General features: G+C 67.1%; 12 protein-coding genes. All 12 read left to right on the plus strand.

From position 1 onward, the window contains the following. Positions 1 to 57: 57 nt before the first annotated feature. The 12 genes from hisG (at position 58) to ACE5CZ_RS08690 (ending at position 14,758) form a co-directional block, all read left to right on the plus strand. Positions 58 to 897 carry an ATP phosphoribosyltransferase gene (gene hisG / locus ACE5CZ_RS08635; protein WP_374946921.1) on the plus strand — a complete coding sequence of 280 codons (840 nt, stop codon included), beginning with the start codon at positions 58 to 60 and terminating at the stop codon, positions 895 to 897. 2 nt (positions 898 to 899) lie between these two features. Continuing rightward, positions 900 to 1,661, plus strand: coding sequence for an imidazole glycerol phosphate synthase subunit HisF (hisF, locus tag ACE5CZ_RS08640; RefSeq protein ID WP_374946922.1), 762 nt, complete (start codon positions 900 to 902; stop codon positions 1,659 to 1,661). Continuing rightward, on the plus strand, positions 1,658 to 2,071 hold the full coding sequence (hisI, locus tag ACE5CZ_RS08645) for a phosphoribosyl-AMP cyclohydrolase (RefSeq protein ID WP_374946923.1): 414 nt from the start codon (positions 1,658 to 1,660) through the stop codon (positions 2,069 to 2,071). Before hisF ends, hisI begins: the two co-directional genes overlap by 4 nt. A gap of 11 nt (positions 2,072 to 2,082) precedes the next feature. After that, complete coding sequence (locus ACE5CZ_RS08650; RefSeq protein ID WP_374946924.1) at positions 2,083 to 3,600, plus strand: anthranilate synthase component I; 1,518 nt, start codon at positions 2,083 to 2,085, stop codon at positions 3,598 to 3,600. Continuing rightward, positions 3,597 to 4,331 (plus strand): Trp biosynthesis-associated membrane protein, encoded by a 735-nt coding sequence (locus ACE5CZ_RS08655; RefSeq protein WP_374946925.1) that lies wholly within the window; start codon positions 3,597 to 3,599, stop codon positions 4,329 to 4,331. Before ACE5CZ_RS08650 ends, ACE5CZ_RS08655 begins: the two co-directional genes overlap by 4 nt. Positions 4,332 to 4,396: 65 nt before the next feature. Beyond that, positions 4,397 to 4,627, plus strand: a complete 231-nt coding sequence (locus ACE5CZ_RS08660) for a DUF6704 family protein (protein WP_374946926.1) — start codon at positions 4,397 to 4,399, stop codon at positions 4,625 to 4,627. A gap of 3 nt (positions 4,628 to 4,630) precedes the next feature. Continuing rightward, the gene (trpC, locus tag ACE5CZ_RS08665) at positions 4,631 to 5,410 is read left to right on the plus strand and encodes an indole-3-glycerol phosphate synthase TrpC (RefSeq protein WP_374946927.1); all 780 of its coding nucleotides are present in this window, start codon (positions 4,631 to 4,633) and stop codon (positions 5,408 to 5,410) included. Then, positions 5,407 to 6,636, plus strand: coding sequence for a tryptophan synthase subunit beta (gene trpB / locus ACE5CZ_RS08670; protein ID WP_374946928.1), 1,230 nt, complete (start codon positions 5,407 to 5,409; stop codon positions 6,634 to 6,636). The genes trpC and trpB overlap by 4 nt, the downstream gene beginning before the upstream one ends. After that, positions 6,633 to 7,436 carry a tryptophan synthase subunit alpha gene (gene trpA / locus ACE5CZ_RS08675; RefSeq protein WP_374946929.1) on the plus strand — a complete coding sequence of 268 codons (804 nt, stop codon included), beginning with the start codon at positions 6,633 to 6,635 and terminating at the stop codon, positions 7,434 to 7,436. Before trpB ends, trpA begins: the two co-directional genes overlap by 4 nt. A gap of 110 nt (positions 7,437 to 7,546) precedes the next feature. After that, positions 7,547 to 8,578: a prolipoprotein diacylglyceryl transferase gene (gene lgt, locus ACE5CZ_RS08680; RefSeq protein ID WP_374946930.1), complete on the plus strand. Its 1,032-nt coding sequence runs from the start codon at positions 7,547 to 7,549 to the stop codon at positions 8,576 to 8,578. A gap of 137 nt (positions 8,579 to 8,715) precedes the next feature. Continuing rightward, the gene (gltB, locus tag ACE5CZ_RS08685; protein WP_374946931.1) at positions 8,716 to 13,308 is read left to right on the plus strand and encodes a glutamate synthase large subunit; all 4,593 of its coding nucleotides are present in this window, start codon (positions 8,716 to 8,718) and stop codon (positions 13,306 to 13,308) included. Further along, a complete protein-coding gene (locus tag ACE5CZ_RS08690) occupies positions 13,301 to 14,758 on the plus strand; it encodes a glutamate synthase subunit beta (RefSeq protein ID WP_374946932.1) in 1,458 nt (485 codons plus the stop codon). The genes gltB and ACE5CZ_RS08690 overlap by 8 nt, the downstream gene beginning before the upstream one ends. Positions 14,759 to 14,850 lie beyond the last annotated feature (92 nt).

The following is a 14,850-nucleotide window of genomic DNA, read 5'->3' on the forward strand; positions in this document are numbered from 1 at the left end:
CTCATAGCTGCCCAGACAGTGCGTGCTCTTCGCCTGCCGAAACCTCGAAAGACTCCTATGCTCAAGATCGCGGTGCCCAACAAGGGCTCCCTGTCCGAAACCGCCGTGCAGATGCTTGCCGAGTCGGGGTACCAGACCCGACGCGACACACGAGAACTGCACCTCGTCGATGAACGCAACGGCGTGGAGTTCTTCTATCTCCGCCCCCGCGACATCGCCACCTACGTCGGCAGCGGTGCCCTCGACATCGGCATCACGGGGCGCGACCTGCTCCTCGACTCCGAGTCGCCCGCCCGCGAGATCGCCTCACTTCAATTCGGCGAGTCGACATTCCGCTTCGCGGGTCCGGATGGCGACTTCAGCGAGGTGTCCGAACTCGAGGGCCGGCGGGTCGCGACCAGCTACCCGGGCCTGGTGAAAGCCTTCCTGGCCGGGCACTCCGTCTCTGCCACACTCGTGCGTCTCGATGGCGCCGTCGAGTCGGCCGTGCGCCTCGGAGTCGCGGACGCCGTGGCCGACGTGGTGTCGACCGGATCGACGCTGAAGAAGGCCGGTCTCACCATCTTCGGCCCCATCATCCTCGAATCCTCCGCCGTCGTGATCTCGTCGGGAGTCGACAAGCCCGGCGCCGACACGTTGCTGCGTCGACTGCAGGGCGTTCTGGTCGCGCGCCAGTACGTGCTGATGGACTACGACGTTCCGCTTTCGGAGCTAGACGTCGCCGCCGCGATCACGCCCGGACTCGAGTCGCCCACGATCTCACCCCTCCGCGATCCCGACTGGGTCGCCGTGAGGTCCATGGTTCCGCTGGCAGACACCAACCAGGTGATGGACGCCCTGTACGACGTCGGAGCACGCGCGATCCTCGTCAGTCCGATCCACGCCGCTCGCATCTGACCATGGGCGTCGCCGTTCGTGTGATTCCCTGTCTCGACGTGGCCGCGGGCCGCGTGGTGAAGGGCGTCAAGTTCGAGAATCTGCGAGACGCCGGGGATCCCGTCGAACTCGCCCGAAGCTATGCCGAGCAGGGCGCCGACGAACTCACCTTTCTCGACGTGACGGCAACGGTCGACGACCGCTCGACGACCTACGACGTGGTTCGCAAGACCGCGGAACAGGTCTTCATCCCCCTCACGGTCGGCGGGGGAGTGCGATCGGCCGACGACGTGGCCCGGCTCCTCGCATCCGGGGCCGACAAGATCGGCGTGAACAGCGCGGCCATCGCCAGGCCCGCACTGATCGACGAGATCGCCGACAGGTTCGGTGCCCAGGTCATCGTGCTCTCGCTCGACATCAAACGCAGCGACACGGTGCCCTCGGGCTTCGTCGTCACGACGCACGGCGGCCGCCGCGAGTCGAAACTCGACGCCCTCGACTGGGCTGCCGAGGCGATCAGGCGCGGCGCGGGCGAGCTGCTGGTCAATTCAATCGATGCCGACGGCACCAAAGACGGCTTCGACCTCGAGCTCATCGGCGTGCTGCGGTCGATCAGCCGCGTGCCCGTGATCGCATCAGGCGGCGCCGGCAGGCTCGAGCACTTTGCCGAGGCGGTGCGAGCCGGCGCCGACGCCGTGCTCGCCGCATCCGTCTTCCACAACCGTGAACTGACCATCGGCCAGGTCAAAGACGAACTCAGACGAGACGGAGCCCTGATCCGATGACCCAGCCAGATTCGACGACCCAGCCAGATTCGACGACCCAGCCAGCAGACGATGTCGCCGCGATCCTCGCGCGCGCACAATTCGCGGCCGACGGACTCCTGCCCGCGATCATCCAGCAGTGGGACACGAAAGAAGTTCTTATGCTGGGCTACATGAACGCCGAAGCGCTGCGTCGCACCCTCACCGAGGGCCGTGTCACCTTCTGGTCGCGGTCCCGCCAGGAGTTCTGGAGAAAGGGCGACACGTCGGGCCACGCGCAGTACGTGCGCGGGGCGGCACTCGACTGCGACGACGACACGCTCCTGGTGCAGGTCGAACAGGTCGGTGCCGCCTGCCACACGGGCGCCAGGGCGTGTTTCGACGTCGATCCCCTCGAACCCGTGCTCGGCTCAGCGGGGGAGTCGGCGTGATCGGCGGGCGCGTGTCCTCGACCACACGAACGGAGTTCGACGGCCTCCTCGGCACCCACCGGGTGCTGCCCGTTCTTCGCACGCTCTTCGCAGACGGCGAGACGCCCGTAGGCGTCTATCGCAAACTCGCCCAGGGTCGAGCAGGGTCGTTTCTGCTCGAGTCCGCAGGCCAGGGAGGCGTGTGGTCGAGATTCTCGTTCATCGGGGTGTCGAGCTACGGCGTGCTCACCAGCGAGGCCGACGGTGCCGTGTGGGTCGATCTCGGACTGTCCGAGTCCGACGCGTTTCCCGACGGATTGCCCGCGCAGCCGCTCGCGGCCCTCTCGGCTCTCTTCCACATCTGGCAGACGCCGGTCATCCCGGGTCATCCTCCGCTGACCGGCGGGCTCGTCGGCTTCATCGGCTGGGAGACCATCCGACAGATCGAGCACCTTCCCGATCGTCCACCGGCCGACTACGCGCTTCCGAGCCAGGCCATGGGATTCGTGCGCGACCTGGTCGTGATCGACCACCTCACGGGCACCGTGCAGCTGATCACGACGGTGCTCGCCGACCCGTCGGGTGACGCGGATGCGCACTGGCTCGATTCGCAGGAGCGTCTCGACGCCCTGCAGGCGGAGCTGGCGAAGCCGACGGAGACGCGGCTCGACGAGGCCGACTTCGACACGGTGGGCGAGCCCGTGGCACGCACGGATCGCGGCGACTTCCTCGACGCGATCGAGCGCGCCAAGGTGCACATCCGCGACGGCGACGTCTTTCAGGTCGTCATCTCGCAACGCTTCGACCTCGAGTCCCGGGCGGAGCCGATCGACGTCTATCGCGTGCTGCGCACCCTGAACCCCAGCCCGTACCTCTACCTGCTGGCCCTCGAGCGCCCGGACAAGACGCCCTACACGATCGTCGGTTCCAGCCCCGAAGCTCTGGTCAAGGTCGAGAACGGTCGGGCCTTCACCCACCCGATCGCCGGATCCCGCCCCCGCGGAGCAAGTGTCGAGCACGACCTCGAGCTGGAGCACGAACTCCTCGGCGACGAGAAAGAGAAGTCCGAGCACCTGATGCTCGTCGACCTCGCCCGCAACGATCTGCTCAAAGTGTGCGTGCCGGGAACCGTCGAGGTCACCGAGTTCATGCGTGTCGAGCGGTTCAGCCACATCATGCACATCGTCTCGTCGGTAGAGGGGGCGATCAGGCCGGGGGTCACGGCGATCGACGTCTTCAGCGCGACCTTCCCGGCCGGAACCCTCTCCGGCGCACCCAAGCCGCGAGCCCTGCAGATCATCGACGACCTCGAACCCGCCCAGCGCGGGGCCTACGGCGGCGTCGTGGGCTACTTCGGATTCGCGGGCGACGCAGACCTGGCCATCGCCATCCGCACTGCCACGATCGAATCGGGCGTGGCGCACGTGCAGGCCGGCGGGGGACTGGTCGCCGACTCAGACCCCGACTCCGAGTTCATCGAGTCGCAGAACAAAGCAGCTGCGCCTCTTCGGGCCGTCGCGATCGCGAACGCCATGCGGCGCGTCGTATGACGACCGACCACGGGGGCACCACCGCAGAGCCGCGACAGGGATCGAACCGCCTCAAAGGCCTGATGATCCTCGGCGTCGTCGTCGTGAGTGCACTCGTATTCCTGGCGTGGTCGCAGTCGTGGGGAACCGTCGGCGTGACGGGCGACGGAGCATCCGGTCGCACCCTCGACGTGCCCGGGGCCACCGCGGCACCCGCGCTGGCGGCGCTTGGACTCGCGGGGCTCGCGAGCGCCGCGGCGCTCGCGATCGCGGGCCCGGTCATCCGCATCGTGCTCGGCGTGCTCCAGGTTCTGCTCGGGGCGAGCATCGCCCTCTCGGGTGCCGGGCCGCTCATCGACCCCGTGACCGCGGGCGCCCCGGTCGTGACCGCGGCGACCGGCGTGGCCGGGAAAGAATCGATCCGGGCGATCGCCGAGAGCGAGGCTGTCACCGCCTGGCCCGTCGTCGCCATCGTGCTGGGCGCCCTGCTCGCTGCTCTGGGCGTCGCCGTGGCCGTCACGACGACCCGGTGGCCGACTTCGGGCCGCAGATATCAGTCCGCGCGATTCGCGTCTGAAGACGGCCGTGTGCGGGGCGCAGACGACCTACTCGACCTCGTCGACGATGAAACCGATCCCGACGAGACTACGCCCGGCGTCGCGGAGAGTCCGGACGACGCCGCGGTACGCCGCAAAGCCGCATCGGTCGACAACTGGGACAGCCTGAGCCGCGGAACCGACCCGACCGCGTAGGCCTCTGGACGCCGGGCCGGGCATCCGTTTTCGACTACTATTGACCTTCGAACAAGAGGAGTTCCATGAGCAGCGTTTCTGAAGAACCGGGCCACGGCCATTCGCCGGCGGCCTGGACGGCCGTGATCGTCATGTTGATCGCCTTCAGCATCGGCACCGTAGCGTTCTTCTTCGACGTGCAGTGGCTCGTCTGGGCATCCGCAGGGCTCGTGATCGTGGGCGCGATCCTCGGCAAGATCCTGTCGGTCGCCGGGTACGGCGCCTACAGCCCGCGGTACGCCGGCAAGGGACACTAGAGGGTGCTCGACCAGCTCCTCGCCGGGGCAGTCGACGACGCCGCGACGCGACAGCAGGCCGCGAGCCTGTCGGTCGTCGAGGCAGCAGCGCTCGCGGCTCCCGCGCCCCTCGATGCGCTCTCCTTCCTGGCGCCGGCAGATCACGTCAAGGTGATCGCCGAGATCAAGCGATCCAGCCCGTCCAAGGGCGCCCTCGCCGACATCGTCGACCCGCAGGCCCTCGCGCGTGAGTACGAGGCCGGGGGCGCGAGCGCGGTGAGCGTGCTCACCGAGGGTCGTCGCTTCGGCGGTTCCCTCGACGACCTTCGCGCCGTGCGTGCCGCGGTCACCATCCCGGTGCTGCGCAAAGACTTCATCGGTCTTGAGTACCAGGTGTTCGAGGCCCGCGCCGCCGGTGCCGATCTCGTTCTGCTCATCGTGGCGGCCCTCGAGCAGAAGACGCTGATGCGGTTGCACGCGCTGATCACCGAGCTCGGCATGACCGCGCTGGTCGAGACGCACTCGGCTGACGAGGTCAGCCGGGCGATCGATCTCGGTTCTCGCGTCATCGGGGTCAACGCGCGCGACCTGAGCTCGTTCGAGCTCGACCCCGACCTGTTCGGCCGTCTCGCGGGCGGCATTCCCGACGGCACAGTACGCATCGCGGAATCCGCGGTGAAGACCGCCGACGACGTGGCCCACTATCGCCGTGCCGGCGCAGACGTCGTGCTTGTGGGAGAAGCCCTCGTCACCCACGGCAGCCCGCGCCAGACCCTCACAGAATTCCTGAGCGTGACCCCATGACGACAGAAGCGATCCGCACCCACCTGCGCGACGAGCAGGGCCCGTTCTTCGGCGAGTTCGGGGGCCGGTTCATGCCGGAGTCCCTCATAGCCGCGCTCGACGAACTCTCCGCAGCCTACGACCTCGCCAGGGCAGACCCCGAGTTCGGCCGCGAGCTCGCAGAGTTGCATCGCACCTACACGGGGCGCCCGTCGATCATCACAGAGGTTCCCCGTTTCGCCGCGCACGCCGGCGGTGCACGCATCCTCCTCAAGCGAGAAGATCTGAACCACACGGGTTCGCACAAGATCTGCAACGTACTGGGGCAGGCGCTGATCGCCAAGCGCATCGGAAAGACGCGACTCATCGCCGAGACCGGCGCGGGCCAGCACGGCGTCGCCACCGCGACCGCGGCCGCCCTCTTCGGCATGGACTGCGTCGTCTACATGGGCGAGGTCGACACCGAGCGCCAGGCGCTGAACGTGGCGCGGATGCGCCTCCTCGGCGCCGAGGTCATTCCCGTGACCACCGGCACACGCACGCTCAAAGACGCCCTGAACGAGGCGTTCCGAGACTGGGTCGCCAACGTCGAGAACACCCACTATCTCCTGGGCACGGTCGCCGGCCCCCATCCGTTTCCCGTGATGGTGCGCGACTTCGTGAAGGTCATCGGCGAAGAGGCGCGGCAGCAGGTCATCGACCTCACAGGCTCGCTGCCGGATGCCGTCGTGGCCTGCGTGGGCGGCGGATCGAACGCGATCGGAATCTTCCACGCGTTCCTCGACGACCCCGACGTGGCGCTGCACGGGTTCGAGGCCGGAGGCGACGGCGTCGAAACCGTGCGGCACGCGGCGACGATCACCAAGGGCAGGCCCGGAGTGCTGCACGGATCTCGAAGCATCATGCTTCAAGACGCCGATGGCCAGACCATCGACTCGCACTCCATCTCCGCAGGTCTCGACTACCCGGGCGTGGGCCCTGAGCACGCCTGGCTCGCCTCCATCGGTCGCGCCACCTACACACCGGTCACCGATGCAGCCGCCATGCAGGCGTTCCGGCTGCTGTGCCAGACCGAGGGCATCATCCCCGCCATCGAGTCGGCGCACGCCCTGGCCGGCGCTCTCGAGCTCGGCCGCACCCTGGGCGAGAATGCGACCATCCTCGTCAACCTGTCCGGCCGGGGCGACAAAGACGTCGAGACCGCGGGCGCCTACTTCGGCGTTCTGGATGCCGGGGCCGGCGCATGACCGCCGCGAGCGTCGTAAAATCTCCCGTCGCATCCGCTATCGAGGCCAGCCGCACGGCTCGCGCAGGTGCCTTCATCGGCTACCTTCCCATCGGCTACCCCAACCTCGATGACAGCATCGACGCCGCCGTGGTCCTCGTCGAGAACGGCGTCGACGTTCTCGAGCTCGGCATCCCGTACTCAGATCCGGTGATGGACGGCCCGGTCATCCAGAGGGCGGCGCAGGCGTCTCTCGACGGCGGCTTCCGGCTGCGCGACGCGTTCACGGCGGTCGAGAAGATCCGGGCCCGGGTCGACGCGCCCATCCTTCTGATGACCTACTGGAATCCCGTCGTACAGTACGGCGTCGCGCGATTCGCCGACGATCTCCTGTCCGCCGGGGGAGCCGGGCTCATCACGCCCGACCTCACCGTCGACTCCGGCGCCGACTGGCTGTGCGAGAGCGACCGCACCGGCCTCGACAGGGTTTTTCTGGCAGCGCCCACCTCGACCGATGAACGCCTCGAACTCGCCGTCGAGAACAGCCGGGGATTCGTCTACACGGTCTCGACGATGGGAACGACCGGCGCACGGGCCGAACTCGGCGCAGCCGCAGAGAAGCTCGTCGGCCGGCTGCGCTCCGTCGGATCCACCAGCGCCTGCGTCGGCATCGGCGTCTCCACCGCCGACCAGATCGCCGAGATCCTCGGCTACGCCGACGGTGCGATCGTCGGATCCGCGCTCGTGCGCGCCCTGGCAGAAGACGGCGTCGAGGGCGTCGCTCGCCTGGCCGCCCAGCTGGCGTCCGGCACCGCGCGCTGAGCGTCGGCTCGGCCGTCCTACAATAAGCAACAGTCCCTCCACGCCTGTTCACGCCGTTTGGCGAGCAACAGGCGCCCGCATGAGCACAACACGATGAAAGGTCGAAACCGTTGGTCTTCGCCCCCACCAGCATCCCGAGCCCCACGTGGCAGTCATTCGACCTCACCCAATGGTTCAGTGACATCGGACTGACGTTCCTGGTCACACCGAGCCACATCGAGATCCGTGCCTACGCGCTGTGCATCCTCGCGGGCATCGTGCTCGCCACCATTCTCACGTCGCGCCGTCTCACGGCTCGCGGCGCCGAGCCAGGCGTCGTGCTCGACATCATCCTGTGGGCCATACCCTTCGGAATCGTCGGAGCCCGCATCTACCATGTACTCACGCACCCGGGCGACTACTTCGGCGAAGGCATCGAGTGGTGGAGGGTCTTCGCCATCTGGGAGGGCGGCATCGCCATCTTCGGCTCGCTGATCGGCGGCGCCGTCGGCGCGTACATCGGCTGCCGACTGAGCGGCATCCGATTCTGGACGTTCGCCGACGCCCTCGCTCCGGGCATGCTCCTCGCCCAGGCCGCGGGTCGCTTCGGCAACTACTTCAACCATGAACTCTTCGGCACGCCGACCGATCTTCCGTGGGGCCTCGAGATCCCCCAGCCGAATGCGGCGATTCCGGTCGGTCTCGCCGACGGAACGCTGTTTCATCCCACCTTCCTCTACGAGGTCATCTGGAACCTGGCCGGGGTCGCGGTCATCCTGTTGCTCGAGCGCAAGCTCCACCTCCAGTGGGGCAAGGTCTTCGGCGTCTACCTGATCTGGTACGGCATCGGTCGCACCATGTTCGAGACGATGCGCGTCGACCCGAGCGAGATCTTCCTGGGCGTACGCACGAACGTCTGGGGCGCCTGGATCGCCATCGTCATCGGCCTCCTCATCATCCTCATCCAGAACCGCGAGCACCCCGGTGCCGAGCCCGGACCGTACCGGCCCGGCGCGGAGTGGCTCCCCGCGGGTGCTGGGGTAGAATCGAGCGATACTTACTCGGATGACGAGCTCAGGGGCGATGGGGCCACCGATTCTCGCGAGAAAGAACCCGTCGCACCAGACGCCACAAGCGTTCTCGGTACGAAATCCACGAACTGAACACGACAGTCACGTCACTCACGTACTCAGCTTCCGAACATCCTGATTGCCGACCCGACAGGGCATCACGGCATCTCCCCCCATGGGCCAGCGGCGTCCCAGATCCTTCAGTAATTCACGTAGAGGACGGCACTCCCTTGTCCCATCAGCCACGGTTCGAGCAGCCCGTACAACCCCGTTTCAATTCCCTCCCGGCAGCGCAGGGGTTGTACGATCCCGCGGCCGAGAAAGACGCGTGCGGCCTCGCGATGGTCGCCACCCTGCGGGGCACCGCCGGTCACGACATCATCGATACGGCGCTCGGTGCGCTCCGCAACCTCGAGCACCGTGGCGCTATCGGTTCTGACGCCGGAACGGGCGACGGCGCCGGCATCCTCACGCAGATCCCGGATGAATTCCTCCGTGCCGTCGGCCCGGCCGAGCTGCCCCCCGTCGGCCACTACGCCGTCGGCAATGCATTCCTGCCGACCGACTATGCAGACCGCGAGGCCATCGTCGCGCGCATCGCGGAGATCGCCGAGTTCGAGGGCCTGCGCATTCTCGGGTGGCGTGAAGTCCCCACCCGGCCCGACGAACTCGGGCGACTCGCCCGTGCGGCGATGCCGGCGATCTGGCAGCTCTTCGTGACCAGCACCAACCATGACGCCGAGGGCGCCCCCCTCAGCGGACTCGTCCTCGATCGGCTCACGTATCGCCTGCGCAAGCGTGCGGAGCGCGAGCTCGAGGTGTACTTCATGTCGCTGTCGTCACGCACTCTCACGTACAAGGGCATGGTCACCACGCTTCAGCTCGAGCCGTTCTATCCCGACCTGTCCGATGAGCGCTTCGCCTCGAAGCTCGCACTCGTTCATTCGCGCTACTCGACGAACACGTTCCCGTCGTGGCCACTCGCCCAGCCCCTGCGCATGATGGCGCACAACGGTGAGATCAACACGGTGCAGGGCAACCGCAACTGGATGCGCGCCCGCCAGTCCCAGCTCGAGTCGGAGCTCATGGGAGACCTGGCTCCGCTGCTGCCGATCGTCACGCCCGGTGCCAGCGATTCCGCGTCGTTCGACGAGGTCGTCGAATTGCTGACCCTGGCCGGCCGCTCACTGCCGCACGCCATCCTGATGATGGTTCCGGAGGCGTGGGAGAACCAGTCCGATTTCGATCCGGAACATCGCGCCTTCTACGAGTACCACTCCATGCTGATGGAGCCGTGGGACGGACCGGCTGCACTCGTCTTCACAGACGGCGACCTCGTGGGGGCGACGCTCGACCGCAACGGACTGCGCCCCGGACGCTACATCGTCACCGACGACGACCTCGTCGTGCTGGCCAGTGAGATCGGAGTCATCGACGTCGATCCCTCCCGGGTGGTTCGAAAAGGCCGTCTCCGTCCCGGCAACATGTTCCTCGTCGACACCGACGCGGGTCGCATCATCGAAGACGACGAGATCAAGGACTCGCTCGCCGCCACGGGGCCCTACGCCGAGTGGCTCGATGAGGGGCGCATCAACCTCCGCGACCTTCCCGAGCGGGAGCACATCGTGCACACTCCTGCGTCGGTGACGCGCCGTCAGCGTACCTTCGGATACACGGAAGAGGAGATCCGCATCCTCCTCATGCCCATGGCCAAGAACGGCGCCGAACCTCTGGGAGCCATGGGGTCCGATACCCCGATCGCCGTCCTCTCTGAGCGACCGCGACTGCTCTTCGACTACTTCACCCAGCAGTTCGCCCAGGTGACCAACCCGCCGCTCGACTCGATCCGAGAAGAGGTCGTCACCTCGATGCGCCTCGGCCTCGGCCCGGAGCGCAACCTACTCGCGGCCACGGCTGAGCACACGCGCCAGGTCATCCTCGATTTTCCGGTCATCGACAACGACGAACTCGCAAAGATCCAGCACATCGATCCTCGCTCCGGCAGCCGCATCACGACCACGATCCGTGGCCTGTACCGCGTCGAAGACGGGCCTCTCGCCATGCAGGAGCGCATCGCCGAGATGTGTCGCGAAGCCGACGACGCGATCGACGATGGAGCCTCCTTCCTCGTGCTGTCCGACAGGGACTCGAACAAAGACCTGGCGCCCGTACCCTCGCTTCTGATGCTCTCGGCCGTGCACCACCATCTCATCCGCCAGGAGACCCGAATGAAGGTCGGGCTCATCGTCGAGGCAGGCGACGTACGCGAGGTTCACCACGTCGCGCTCCTGATCGGCTACGGCGCATCCGCCGTCAACCCGTACCTGGCCATGGAGACCTGCGAGAATCTGGTGCGGAGCGGACGGCTGACGGGCCTGACCCCCGAGAAGGCCGTCAAGAACGTCATCAAGGCACTCGGCAAGGGTGTGCTCAAGATCATGTCGAAGATGGGCATCTCGACCGTGTCGAGCTACGCGGGCGCGCAGGCGTTCGAGGCCGTCGGCCTCGGCTCCGACTTCGTGCGCGAGTATTTCACCGGCACCACCACCAAGCTGGGCGGAATCGGGATCGACGTCGTCGCATCCGAAAGCGCCAGCAGGCACCGCGCCGCCTACCCCGAAGACGAGGCCGCGTCGGCCCACGAACCCCTTGCGACGGGAGGCGAGTACCAGTGGCGTCGCGAGGGCCCGCCTCACCTGTTCAACCCCGAGACCGTCTTCCGGCTCCAGCACTCGACACGCAACCGCCGCTACGACATCTTCCGCGACTACACGCGGCTGGTCGACGAGCAGGCCGAGAACCTGATGACACTCCGGGGGCTGTTCAAGCTTCGCCACGACGCCCGCCCTCCGATACCCCTCGACGAGGTCGAACCGATCGAGTCGATCGTCGCGCGTTTCTCGACCGGTGCGATGAGCTACGGCTCCATCTCGCAGGAGGCCCACGAGACCCTGGCCATCGCCATGAACTCGATCGGAGCGAAATCGAACACGGGTGAGGGCGGAGAGGACACCGACCGTCTCCTCGACCCGCGCCGTCGTAGCGCGATCAAGCAGGTCGCATCCGGTCGGTTCGGCGTCACGAGCATGTATCTGACGCACGCCACCGACATCCAGTTGAAGATGGCTCAGGGAGCGAAGCCCGGAGAAGGCGGCCAACTTCCGCCCACGAAGGTCTATCCCTGGGTCGCACGCACGCGTCACGCGACTGCCGGCGTCGGACTGATCTCGCCGCCGCCGCACCACGACATCTATTCGATCGAAGACCTCAAGCAGCTCATCTTCGATGTCAAGCGCGCCAACCCGCTGGCCCGCGTCCACGTCAAGTTGGTCAGCCAGTCGGGCATCGGCGCGGTGGCCGCCGGAGTGACGAAGGCCTTGGCCGATGTCGTGCTCGTCTCAGGACACGACGGCGGCACCGGCGCGAGCCCGTTGAATTCGCTCAAGCACGCCGGAACCCCCTGGGAGATCGGGCTGGCGGAGACGCAGCAGACGCTGATGCTGAACGGCATGCGCGACCGCGTCGTGGTGCAGGTCGACGGCCAGATGAAGACCGGCCGCGACGTCATCATCGGTGCGCTGCTCGGCGCGGAGGAGTACGGCTTCGCCACGGCACCCCTCGTGGTGGAGGGCTGCATCCTGATGCGCGTATGCCACCTCGACACGTGCCCGGTGGGCGTTGCGACGCAGAACCCCGAACTACGCGCCCGGTTCACCGGCAAGCCGGAGTTCGTCGTGAACTTCTTCGAATTCCTGGCCCAGGAGGTGCGCGAGTACCTCGCCGAGCTCGGCTTCCGCTCCCTCGAAGAGGCGATCGGGCACCACGAGCTCATCGACATGAACGGCGCGATCGAGCACTGGAAGGCAGACGGCCTCGACCTGAGCCCGATCCTCGTCGGACCGGAATTCGCCGACGACGAGCCCCGCTCGAACCGTCGCGCGCAAGACCACGAGCTCGAGAAGCACTTCGACATCCGGCTCATCCGGGAGGCGCAGTCGGCACTCGACTTCGGCGAACCCGTCGCGATCACGCTTCCGATCCGCAACACGGAACGCGCGGTCGGAACGATGCTCGGCAACCGGGTCACCCTGCAGCACGGCGAGGCCGGGCTTCCCGAGGGAACGATCCAGGTCACGCTGCTCGGTTCCGCCGGCCAGTCGTTGGGCGCGTTCCTGCCATCAGGGATCACGCTTCGGCTCGAGGGCGACTCCAACGACTACGTGGGCAAGGGCCTCTCGGGCGGCCAGATCATCGTGCGCCCTGACCGCCGAAGCCTGTTCACGGCCGAAGACAATGTGATCGCGGGCAACGTCATCGGCTACGGGGCGACCCGGGGCAGCATGTTCATCCGGGGAATCGTGGGGGAGCGCTTCCTGGTGCGCAACTCGGGTGCGACCGCCGTCGTCGAGGGCGTCGGCGACCACGCCCTCGAGTACATGACCGGTGGGCTCGCACTCATCCTGGGTGCCACGGGCCGCAACCTCGGCGCCGGCATGTCGGGGGGCACGGCCTACGTGCACCGCTTGCGCACCGAGAGTGTCAACCGCGACTCGCTCGCGAGCGGCGAGCTCAGCCTGCTTCCTCTGGGAAGCGCCGACGCGGAGATCGTGCGCGATCTGCTCACGCGTCACGAACTCGAAACGGGATCGACGCTCGCCGCGGCGATGCTGTGCGACTTCGACACAACCGTGACGGAGTTCGTCAAGGTTCTGCCGCGCGACTATGCCGCGGTGCTGGAGACCAGGCGGACGGCCGTCGATGAAGGACTCGATCCCGATGGCGACATCGTCTGGGGACGCATATTGGAGGTAACCGGTGGCTGATCCCAAGGGATTCCTGAAGGTCCAGGAGCGTGAGCTGCCCAAGAGACGACCGGTCTCGGTGCGACTCATGGACTGGAAAGAGGTCTACGAGCAGGGCGACCCATCTGAACTCCGCCGCCAGGCCGGTCGCTGCATGGACTGCGGCATCCCGTTCTGTCACCAGGGATGCCCCCTCGGCAACCTGATTCCCGAGTGGAACGACCTCATGTTCCGCGGGGAAGGCCGACAGGCGATCGAACGGCTGCACGCCACCAACAACTTCCCGGAGTTCACCGGCCGACTGTGCCCGGCACCCTGTGAGAGCTCGTGCGTGCTCGGCATCAACCAGCCGGCGGTCACCATCAAACAGGTCGAGGTGTCGATCATCGACCAGGCGTTCGCCAACGGATGGGTGCAGCCGCACCCGCCCGAGCGTCTCAGCGGCAAGACGGTCGCCGTGGTCGGGTCGGGGCCCGCCGGGCTCGCCGCGGCACAGCAGCTGACCCGTGCGGGGCACACGGTGGCCGTGTACGAGCGCGACGACCGCATCGGAGGTCTGCTCCGCTATGGCATCCCGGATTTCAAAATGGAGAAGAAGCAGCTCGAGCAGCGTCTGAACCAGATGATGGCGGAGGGAACCCGCTTCCGCGCCGGGATCACCATCGGCGTCGACATCGGCTGGGCCGACCTCAGGGCCCGCTACGACGCCGTCATCGTCTGCACCGGCGCAACCGTTCCGCGAGACCTCCCCATCCCGGGCCGCGACCTCTCCGGCGTGCACTTCGCCATGGACTACCTCGTGCAGCAGAACAGGTTGGGCGCGGGCGACACGATCGCCGACCAGATCACTGCGGAAGACAAGCACGTCGTCGTTCTGGGTGGCGGCGACACCGGTGCCGACTGCATCGGAACGGCGCACCGTCAGGGAGCGCGCTCCGTCACCAACTTGGCCATCGGCGCGCAGCCCCCGAGCGAACGACGCGACGACCAGCCCTGGCCGACCTTCCCGACGCTCTTCGAGGTCGCGAGCGCTCATGAAGAGGGTGGAGAAAGGCAGTACCTCGCCTCGACGGTCGAGTTCCTGTCGAACGAGTCCGGTGAGGTGCGGGCCATCCGCGTCGCCGAGACCGAGTTCATCGACGGTCGTCGCGTGCCGAAGGCCGGCTCCGAGCGCGAGATTCCCGCCGACCTCGTGCTTCTTGCATTGGGATTCACGGGCGCCGAGCACACCGATCTCACAGACCAGCTGGGTGCGCGCTTCGATGCCCGGGGCACTGTTGACCGAGCGAACGACTACCAGACGAGCGTGTCCGGCGTGTTCGCTGCCGGTGACGCTGGCCGCGGCCAGTCGCTCATCGTCTGGGCGATCGCCGAGGGACGTGCTGCGGCATCCGCCGTGGACGAGTACCTTGAAGGTGCGACAGAACTTCCCTTCCCCGTCAAGCCGACCGATCGCTCTATCTCCATCTAGTTCCTCCCCAGTCCTGTTCCATCCTTCATCCGATTCAGCCACTGATCCCTATTGCGCCCAGACGGGCGCGGAGAACACGGAGTACCACCACA

The organism is Agreia sp. (genome assembly GCF_964263775.1).
Lineage (GTDB): Bacteria > Actinomycetota > Actinomycetes > Actinomycetales > Microbacteriaceae > Agreia.